Genomic DNA, 8,812 nt, shown 5'->3' with positions numbered 1-8,812 from the left:
ATAGGCGCCCGTCGCTTCGAAGACGATGAGGACGTCCTCCTGACCTTCAAGCCAACTCGACAGACTTCGGAAGCCGTCGTCTGAATTTGGAAGTCTGCACTCTTCCGAACGGGAATGCCAAAATGCGTCGATACGGTCTTTCGAGATATCGATTCCGATGGAATCTTCGGCCATCTTTTCTTTCCACCTATGCTTGTCGTTCGGGCCCGCAGCCCACGTATCCGTTCAGGCCGTAATAAAAGACGGGGGCTCGTCAAACTCGACCGCGGTCCTGAGAGACCAAGCTCCGCACGACGCCACCCCCGCCGTTGGCCCGCAGTTAGCGGTGCTGGGCAGCGGCTCCTTTTTGCATCAGGAGCCAAGATTCTCATAAGACAAGCTCCGCCACCGCAAAATAAGCCGAGGCTTGCGGAGGATCTTGTTCGCCTGGCGCAGCTCGCGGTTCTCCCGCTCTAGCGCCTTCATCCTGTCGGCGACATCAATTGGAACACCCGCCCGCTTGCCGCTGTCGACTTCCGCCTTCTTCACCCACTCATTCAGCGTGTGGATATACTGCCTCAATAAGAACGGCATATCTTCTGGCGAGTCTGGGTCCGGAAACGCCTCCTGACCAGCTATGAATTCCTGAATCTGCCGTCTGACCGCTGGGTTCGAGAGGTCTGCTACCGTGTTCAAGGCGACGCACCGCTGACTGACGTATAATTACTGTTTGAAATGTCCCATGCGGTTGTGATCCCTGCTGACGCCGGCGTGCCGGCATCCAAGAGCCACATGAGCTTTCCTGATCGCATCGAAAATCGGCGGGCGAAGTCATCGGCCTCTACAATGGGATACGCGCTATCGGTCACTACTTCATCCATACCCTCTGCCATTCGCGAAACTCGGATGGTCGCACCTGGAACCGCGCGAAGTTCCCCTCGTGAATACAGAGAAGCTCATCTTCAACCACAGTCGTGAAGATTTCTCGATCCTCTGCTGCGATACCCTCTGCAGACAACTTTTCGATCTGGCGTGCAGCTTCACTGCGCCCAAGCTTCGAGCGAATAATTTGAGCCACAGCATCGCGGATTTCCGTGCGATACTTCAATCGAAACGGATCTGGCTCTCCCAGAGACTGCCTGACGGCAGCGTATTGGGCTGCGGAGCGTTCATAGGCCCAAAGAAAGACGTCCCTGAGAAGAGCCGTGTCGTTGAGTTCGTAGACCCCTAGAACAGCGTCCGTGTAGGCGCGTTGTGGCACGTCGGTGAATGCAAGTGGAGAGAGATTGTGTCGAATGAGGGGGATATTGGCGGTGAGACGCGAGACACGTTTATTCACGTCATCGAACGGTTGAAGATAGGGAATGTGCACCATAACAAAGAAGGCTTGTTCAAACGGGTCTTCGATCTTCGAGACCTTGGCAAGGAGCTGGTTGAAACACTCTTCAATCCTTTGGGGTAGCTCAAGCGGATGAAACGCGGACCTTTCAATGCCAACTGCGATATAGCGCAGGCGCCCCGAAGCGACGGGATCGGCCAAGAGGTTGTTTGAGAGAAGCGCATGCAAGTTGAGAAGCGTGTAAGTGTTGAAGTCGATTTCCTCGACTGAGCCCACCAGAAACTCTATGGCGTCTTTGTGGTTGAGGATCATCTGAGCCTCAACGCGCTCTCGTCCAGTGGCCTCCTCGCCAAATTCGATCAATCGCTTCGTGTCGAGGAGCGAGTAGGTGTTGCCTTCCAAGCGGCTGGAGTTCCAGGCAAGATCAATCAATAAACGATTGAGAATGAGTTTTGCGTAGGTTCCGGCGGGCTGCGTGGACGTTTGTGGCTTACCGATCCGCTCCAACCGTTCGCGATCCTCCTCTCCAAGATAGAAGGATGTGTTTGGCTGATATCGGTTCAGGAAATCTTGATTGTAACCGACTGGCTTGCGTGCCACGACAGGCTGTTGGACGTAGTCCCGAATGCGCTTTCCTTCATCCGACAAGGGAATGAGATCTCTATAGTCGAGGCCCTCGCCATCTAGTTCGGTCCTTGCCGGACTATCCTTATCTGCCAGACGATATCGCGCCCACCTACCGCTGCCCTCCATATGTAGCTGTCCCTTGGCGACAAGCTGCTTCAGCCGGTATTGTAGGGTTCGGCGCGGGATATCCTCGGTCAGTTGTTCAGCGATGGCTGGTGCGGCGATGCCGTCCGGATGATCGGCAACGACGCCTAGCAGCTCTGCGAGGGCATCTTCCGGGACCTTGTTAGCCATCATCGCCTTTCTTGCGCGTATGCTATAGACGCAACTATGCTGATTTACGCGCAACTTTCAAGTATAGGCGCAAGAATTGCTTGTAGGCGCAACCATTATTGCGCGTAGCAGCATGCACAACGAAGGCGGAAAGCCGCGAGTTCGCCCAGAAAGGCGGCAATGACAGACGATGACGACAGACTGATACAGGAGGTGCTCGCAGAACTTGGCAAGGAAGCCAATCCAAGTCATATAACTGAGCAAGTCCGCCTGGATCGCGGGCTACCAGCAGAGGACGAGTTCCTTGCAGTTGGCTTGGCGGGACACGCCTGATCCACAAACTTGACCAGCACCAAGCGCCGAGTAAATCGCGTGAAGATTATCAGGTCCCCGATCTCCTCGCGATGTACGAAAACTCAGGACCAGTGCTTATCGAGGTCAAACCGAAGAAGGCCTCCACCCTCTCATTCGTACCCGATTACCTAGGTGTTCAGTCCCCACAAAAGAACTTAATTCAGCCGCCGGACTGGCCAGACCTCTGTGACCAGGTCACCTTACCTTGCGATAGCACAAGGGCAATGCCCACGCCAATGGCCACGGTTGCCAGCACCTGTTGCAGATTAGGTGTCGCACCAGTCATCGGTATTCCCAGCAAAATGCCCCCAACGGGCACAAGGGCGGGGAAGATCGAAGCGCCGGCAGCACCCAGTGACGCAACAGCGCGCGCAAAAGCCAGTACCGCAACCACGCCTGCGACAAGGCCCTGAACCAGCACCTGCCCGCCCAACTCAAATGCGGACAGGTCCAGAATGCGACTGAGATCCGAAAATGCCGCGAAGACTGGAATTATCACGGCCCCTGAAATCGCGCTTACCACAGTGGTGGCGCTTGTGGCATCGATACGCCATTTCGCCACCAGGGCTGTAAAACTTGCCCACATCAGACCCGCGATGATGAACATGGCGGCCCCCAAAGGAAGGTCAGGCCCAAAGCCTTTGGTCCCATAAGCAAGAAGCCCAAGGCCCAAACAAATTGAAGCGGCGCCAGCTAGGCCGATCCAGCCCGGCCGATAGCCGGTAAAGAGCATTGCTATGATCATACCTGAAAGCGCCACAACAGCGGGTTGCAGGGACACGCCAAACGCCAGCGGCGCATATGTGAAACCACCAGCGCCCAACCCGATGAACAACGGCCCACCAAGGGCCGTCAACACCAAAGCACGACCCCAGCCCACCTTTCTCAGTGGTTTTGCCCGGGCGGAGAAAAGGACAGGCAAGACTATCAGGCCAGCGACGCCAAAACGCAAAAGTGCAAAGTCGATAGATATCAGACCGCTTACGGCGCCTTCCCGTGCGAAGACGACGTAGATCGACCATGCAAATGCCGCGACGAGCCCATTGGCGATGCCGGCCGCAGTAGGGGAATAGACAGAATTTGAAGGCACGTCCGGTGGGTTCCCTGATCGCCAATAGGATCCCCCGAACTCTATCTCAGCTCATGTGTGTGGGCAAATTTTCAATATAAATTCAGGTATTTACATGTTCAATCCAGCGACGTCGCGGTCAGAGCTCAGCAAGGGTGCTTGCGAGTTGACGGCTCAATGCATCGGCAAGTTTGGAGCTGCCTGAATTGCACACCAGCGCAAGGTCGACTTTCGGAAGGGAAGGAAGATCAGCGCCGGGTCTTACAATCTGCACCTGGTCGTTCAGTACCATTCTAGGAAGCACCCCAACGGCGAGGCCCGAATTCACTGCCGCAAGAATGCCGCCCAGACTTTCGCTGGTGGCGACGATATGGCTTTCAATCTGGTTCCTGCGCAGGGCCGTGATTGCGACATCGCGCAACAGGTTGCCGGGCGGCAAAAGGGCAAGCGGTACAGGCGGCGTGAGGTCCAGTTCATGATCTGCGGAAACCACCCATTCAAGCTGTTGACGGCACACCACTTCGCCGCGGTCGCCGCAATACGCATGCGTAACCAGCGCAAGATCGAGGCTTCCCTGATTGATCATGTCCATCAACGTGGTGCTTGTTGCGCAATGCAGCTCAACCCGCACGTGAGGAAACCGTTTCCGAAAGGCCCTCATCGCTGTTGATACCGCCGAAGCCGCGTAGAAGTCCGGTGCACCAAATGAAATCATGCCGTGCAGGTCATCTGAAGCAAAATTCGCGACGACCTTGTCATTGAGATCAATGATCCGACGCGCATATTCCAGCAGGTACTCACCTTCCTCCGTAAGGATCAGCTTGCGTTTTTCCCAGAGAACCAACTTACGACCAACAAGGTTTTCCAACCGCTGCAACTGAAGGCTGGTTGCGGGCTGCGACCGCCCTACCCTGTTTGCCGCCTGCGTGACGCTGCCGGTATCGCAAACGGCGATAAAGGTTTTCAGCAGTTGAATTTCAAGGTCCCAGGCCATGAAACCAGTCTATATCCGTTCAATGCGATTGTCGCCTGTGCAATGGCCCAGGATGGGTCAGACCGCCTTACACCAATCCAGTATCGGGCCGGAAAAGGCAGACTGGCCCATGTGATACAAGATCAGATGCCCCCCGGTTTCCGGAAACCACCCCGTCACCGGTGCATCCTTGGCCGTCAATGCTTCGGCAAGTTCGATCGTGCGGTGATTGCTGACCTGTCTGTCATCGGCGGCGTGGATCAGCATGCTGGGCGGGGTGCAAAGCTGATCGATATAGTCGGTGGGATTAAGATCAAGCTGCCCAAGCCGCAGCGCGTCATAAGCGCCCTGATCAATGCGCCAGAAATGGCGAAAACCGTCGCGGATAACGGCATAGGTCTGTGACAGGTCTTCTTCCTTCACCTCTCCTTTGCCATGACGGCGCCAATCGACCACCGGGCTCACGGCAATCACCCCAGCGCAAGGAACCTTGGCCGCGGCCACCAGTGCCACCGATCCGCCAAAGCTACCGCCAAAGAAAAACACCTTTCTAAGCGCCATCTGAAATGTCCGATTGCCTCGAATCTCGCGATGTTCCTTGTGATCCAGCTGGCGGCGCACCCGCGCCACGGTTTCGACAGCGTTTTCCAACGTGCAGACACCATCACTGGCCCAGGTGCCAAGATAGTTTGGGTAGATCAGTAGCATACCGGCCGACAGGTAATCGCCCATCAATGCCGCACTGTGATCAAAGGGATGCGATGGGCATCCGTAGCACATGATCGCAATGTCGACCGGCTCCAATGCCTGCATGCGGGCGAAGGTGTCATGCGACATGTACCATTCGCTGCGCACCTCGTCCTCCATGACCAGCAGGCGCACACAATCGTATGCAATATCGTTCATTGTGCAGCCTCATTCCGTTCAAGATTCATTTTTGCCCGTTTCTTTTGATAGATCGTGTAGGCGACGGTCAGCGCAACCAGTCCCAGCAGACCCTTTGAGATCGCGCTTTGGGTAAAGATGGCGAAACTGTTGTCCGAATAGCGCATCGAGATAAGGAAGGCTTGCTCCAACGGTTTTCCCAACACAAATGGGAGGACAAAGGCGATCAGGGAATATCCGTGCCGCTGCATGAAAAATCCCAAGACACCAAAAATGACAAGCAACGGCAGATCGAAGGTGGTGTTGCGGACCGAAAATGACCCAACTGTCACTAGTATCAAAAGAACAGGCAGGATCGTGTTCAGTTTGACATAGGTCAGATAGGCCGCGTATTTCGAAATAAGCAGGCCAATGACCATCATGATCGGGTTCGCGATGATAATCGCGATGATCAATGCATAGGCCACGTCGCCATTGCGCTCGAATATCTGAGGTCCGACAGCCATGCCATGCAAAATCATCGCCGCCAGCATGACCGCCCCGATGTTACTGCCCGGTATTCCCAGGGTCATGGTCGGAATAAGCGACGATCCTTCAGTCGCGTTGTTGGCCGCCTCGGCTGCGACCACGCCTTCAGGCTTGCCCTCGCCATAGCCTTTGGGGTTCCGGTCCATCCGTTTTTGAATTTCGTAAGCCACCGCATTTGCAAGGGCCGCGCCAGCGGCGGGCAGCGTGCCGACCACCGTACCGATCGCCGAAGACCGCGTCACGATTCCCGGCGATTTGAGGGCCAGCCAGGCGCCTTCAAAAGCGGAAGCATATCCCCCCTTAACGCTGCCTTCGGTTTTGACAACCGATGGTCTTGCGACAAGGTTCATCAGTTCGGATATGCAAAAGACACCGACGATGGCCGTCAGCAGGTTGATCCCCTCATACAGGTAGAACGATCCGAAGGTCATGCGAGGGAATCCGTTGATCGGATCCGCGCCAAAACTTGCCATCAACAGGCCAAGGGTGGCGGCCATCATGGTTTTTAGAAAGTTGGTGCTGGCCATCGCGATCAAAAGGAATGTCCAGACGATGATCAGCACCGTTTCGGGATAGGAAATCTTTGTCGCGAAAATCGCCAGCGGCGGCGCAAGGAGCAACAGGGCCACGCCACCGAAGAATCCGCCAAGCGCCGAGGCCATTGTGGAAATGCCAAGCGCTTTCAGCCCCTCGCCGCGTTTTGTCATTTCATAGCCGTCGATCGCGGTGATGATGGATCCGATGGTTCCGGGTGCGCGGAACAGGATCGCCGTTATCGATCCCCCGAATATCCCCGCACCGGCGATGCCGCTGAGAAAAATCAATCCGGTGGCATCCCCCAGAAAGTAGCTGAACGGCAGCAGCAGAACCATGACAGTGCTGGGATTAAACCCGGGGATCGCTCCAAACACGATCCCGATAACCACGCCCAGAAACAGATACCCGATATTATACAGAGTGAAGGCCAGCAGCGCGCCTTCCACAAGATTGTCGTACATCGCTTTCCCCGCTAGAAAATCGAAAAGAAGAGGTGATCGGCCCAGCCTAAAGGCAGCGGAATATGCAGCACGTTTCTGAAACCCCAGGCAATCAGAAGAACGACCAAAGCCTCTATCGCGAATTCCTTTGCCACAAAGCAGCGCAGCAGCACCCGATAGACCACGATGAAGATCAGGGCTGACAGAATGGTCCCGATATAGGTCAGGCCGAGGATCAACACACAAAGCGAAAGTGCGAGATAACCGGCGGCACGGAGTTCCGCGCCGCCGTTGTTGTCTAACTCACCCGAGCCTTGAGCGTTTCGCACGTTCGATACTTCGGTACGCACCTCGCTTAGCAAAGTAAGCGCACTGACACCCAGAACCATCATTGAAACAATCATGGGATAGATGCGAGCTTCGGCATTTGCGATGGACGAAAGTTCGACCAGATAAGCGCACGACAAAAAGAACGCCGTGGCTGGCACCAGATAAGCAGACCACAACCGAACGCTTTTCACTGACCAGACGCCGCTTTGGTAAAGTACTCCGAAAAGCGCGACAGGTTCGATGAAAACGTGGCGATAACCGCATCTGTACCATCCGGGCCGACATAGGAAATCGTTGTCTCAAGCTCCTGTTTGTCGACAAGCGCCGCAAAGGCCTCGCTTTCCAACATGGTCTCGAATGAGCTGGCCAGCTTATTGAAGCGCTCCGGATGCTCCGCCGCGACACTTGCCGGTATGGCGATGCCTTTGTAGGAGGGCGCGGAACCGGCGATTTCCTCTGCGGAATAGGGGGTGTCCACGACCTCATTCACCGTCGGCGTGTCCGGCCAGATCGGAGATCGGTCAACCGAACGCACGGCAAGCGGTTGGATTGACCCCTTTTGATTGCGGGCAACCCAGGCACCGGACACTCCGATGTCGATGTGTCCGCCCATCACTTCACGCAGCAGGTCGCCACCGCTGCCTACCGGGATAATCTGACCGAATTCGACACCGGCCTTCTCTTCAAGCTCTTTGACATATAAATAGTCCATTCCCATCGACAAAGCGATGCCGACCTTGATCTCACCGGGACGCTCCTTTGCCGCGGTGATGACATCCTCAATCGAATTCCAGTCGTTGCCTGTGCCGGTAAAGAAAAGCGCGTCGTCTTTGGTCAGTAGGTTGATGAACTTGATATCGCTCAGTTCAAACGGGGCCTGCTGGTATTCGACAGCCAGGTTCACCTGAGGCGGTTGGTACATCACCACCGTGTAGCCGTCGGACGATGTTTCCAGAACGGACCGTACCCCAACGACCCCGGACCCACCGGGGCGGTTCACGACAATGATTTTCTGCCCCAAGTGTTCCTCCCACAAGGGCGCAATTGCACGGGCCAGCGTGTCGGTGCCCCCACCGGGACCAAACGGAACGATCAGTGTTACAGGCTTTTCGGGGAAATTCTTGGCTTTTGCAGCACCGCTGAGCGTGCCAAACGTCAGCACCGCACCCATGGCGATAGCGCCAGCAATAGTCAGAAGTTTCTTCGCAATCATCTCGGGCCTCCTTGATTGGTTGCCATAGACTGTGGCGGATTAGTCCATGCGAGTGAACTTTGATTCCCAAATTTACGCATTTGCACAGCCAATGACTAAGCCACTTAGCGGTGTTCCTGCGGCAATGCATGAAAGCCCTTAACAGTTTACGCTGCGCGCCACCTCGTTTCAAAACGTCTGCAGGCAAGGGTTCTCGCATATGCGGGCGTTGTTGCATAAAGGGATGAGGGTTTCACATCGTGAATCTAATGTAGTAGTCGGAAGG

7 protein-coding genes and 1 pseudogene are annotated in these 8,812 nt (G+C 55.5%); all 8 read right to left on the bottom strand.

The genetic code is table 11. The annotated features are described in order from the left end of the window. Positions 1-377: 377 nt before the first annotated feature. Positions 378-543: pseudogene (locus MHM97_RS22495) on the bottom strand (IS3 family transposase); the annotation flags it as partial. 304 nt (positions 544-847) lie between these two features. Then, on the bottom strand, positions 848-2,242 hold the full coding sequence (locus MHM97_RS22490) for a Fic family protein (RefSeq protein ID WP_239325863.1): 1,395 nt from the start codon (positions 2,240-2,242) through the stop codon (positions 848-850). Positions 2,243-2,732: 490 nt separating this feature from the next. Next, positions 2,733-3,662, bottom strand: coding sequence for a DMT family transporter (locus MHM97_RS22965; protein WP_239325861.1), 930 nt, complete (start codon positions 3,660-3,662; stop codon positions 2,733-2,735). Between the two features lie 118 nt (positions 3,663-3,780). After that, the gene (locus MHM97_RS22480) at positions 3,781-4,635 is read right to left on the bottom strand and encodes a LysR family transcriptional regulator (protein ID WP_239325858.1); all 855 of its coding nucleotides are present in this window, start codon (positions 4,633-4,635) and stop codon (positions 3,781-3,783) included. Between the two features lie 57 nt (positions 4,636-4,692). Next, positions 4,693-5,520: an alpha/beta hydrolase family protein gene (locus tag MHM97_RS22475; RefSeq protein ID WP_239325856.1), complete on the bottom strand. Its 828-nt coding sequence runs from the start codon at positions 5,518-5,520 to the stop codon at positions 4,693-4,695. Continuing rightward, positions 5,517-7,025, bottom strand: coding sequence for a tripartite tricarboxylate transporter permease (locus tag MHM97_RS22470; RefSeq protein ID WP_239325854.1), 1,509 nt, complete (start codon positions 7,023-7,025; stop codon positions 5,517-5,519). Before MHM97_RS22470 ends, MHM97_RS22475 begins: the two co-directional genes overlap by 4 nt. Before the next feature lie 11 nt (positions 7,026-7,036). Beyond that, positions 7,037-7,525, bottom strand: coding sequence for a tripartite tricarboxylate transporter TctB family protein (locus MHM97_RS22465; RefSeq protein WP_239325852.1), 489 nt, complete (start codon positions 7,523-7,525; stop codon positions 7,037-7,039). Then, the gene (locus MHM97_RS22460) at positions 7,522-8,547 is read right to left on the bottom strand and encodes a tripartite tricarboxylate transporter substrate binding protein (RefSeq protein ID WP_239325849.1); all 1,026 of its coding nucleotides are present in this window, start codon (positions 8,545-8,547) and stop codon (positions 7,522-7,524) included. The genes MHM97_RS22465 and MHM97_RS22460 overlap by 4 nt, the downstream gene beginning before the upstream one ends. Positions 8,548-8,812 lie beyond the last annotated feature (265 nt).

Origin of the sequence: Epibacterium sp. Ofav1-8, from assembly GCF_022348185.1 — a bacterium.
Taxonomy (GTDB): domain Bacteria; phylum Pseudomonadota; class Alphaproteobacteria; order Rhodobacterales; family Rhodobacteraceae; genus Epibacterium.
Note: the sequence above shows the minus strand (reverse complement) of the source record. Positions and strands in the feature narration are given on the sequence as shown.

Bases quoted from the DNA above. Each gene is read 5' to 3' on its own strand.
- MHM97_RS22490 (WP_239325863.1), bottom strand. From the start codon at position 2,242: ATGATGGCTAACAAGGTCCCGGAAGATGCCCTCGCAGAGCTGCTAGGC.
- MHM97_RS22480 (WP_239325858.1), bottom strand. From the start codon at position 4,635: ATGGCCTGGGACCTTGAAATTCAACTGCTGAAAACCTTTATCGCCGTT.
- MHM97_RS22475 (WP_239325856.1), bottom strand. From the start codon at position 5,520: ATGAACGATATTGCATACGATTGTGTGCGCCTGCTGGTCATGGAGGAC.
- MHM97_RS22470 (WP_239325854.1), bottom strand. From the start codon at position 7,025: ATGTACGACAATCTTGTGGAAGGCGCGCTGCTGGCCTTCACTCTGTAT.
- MHM97_RS22460 (WP_239325849.1), bottom strand. From the start codon at position 8,547: ATGATTGCGAAGAAACTTCTGACTATTGCTGGCGCTATCGCCATGGGT.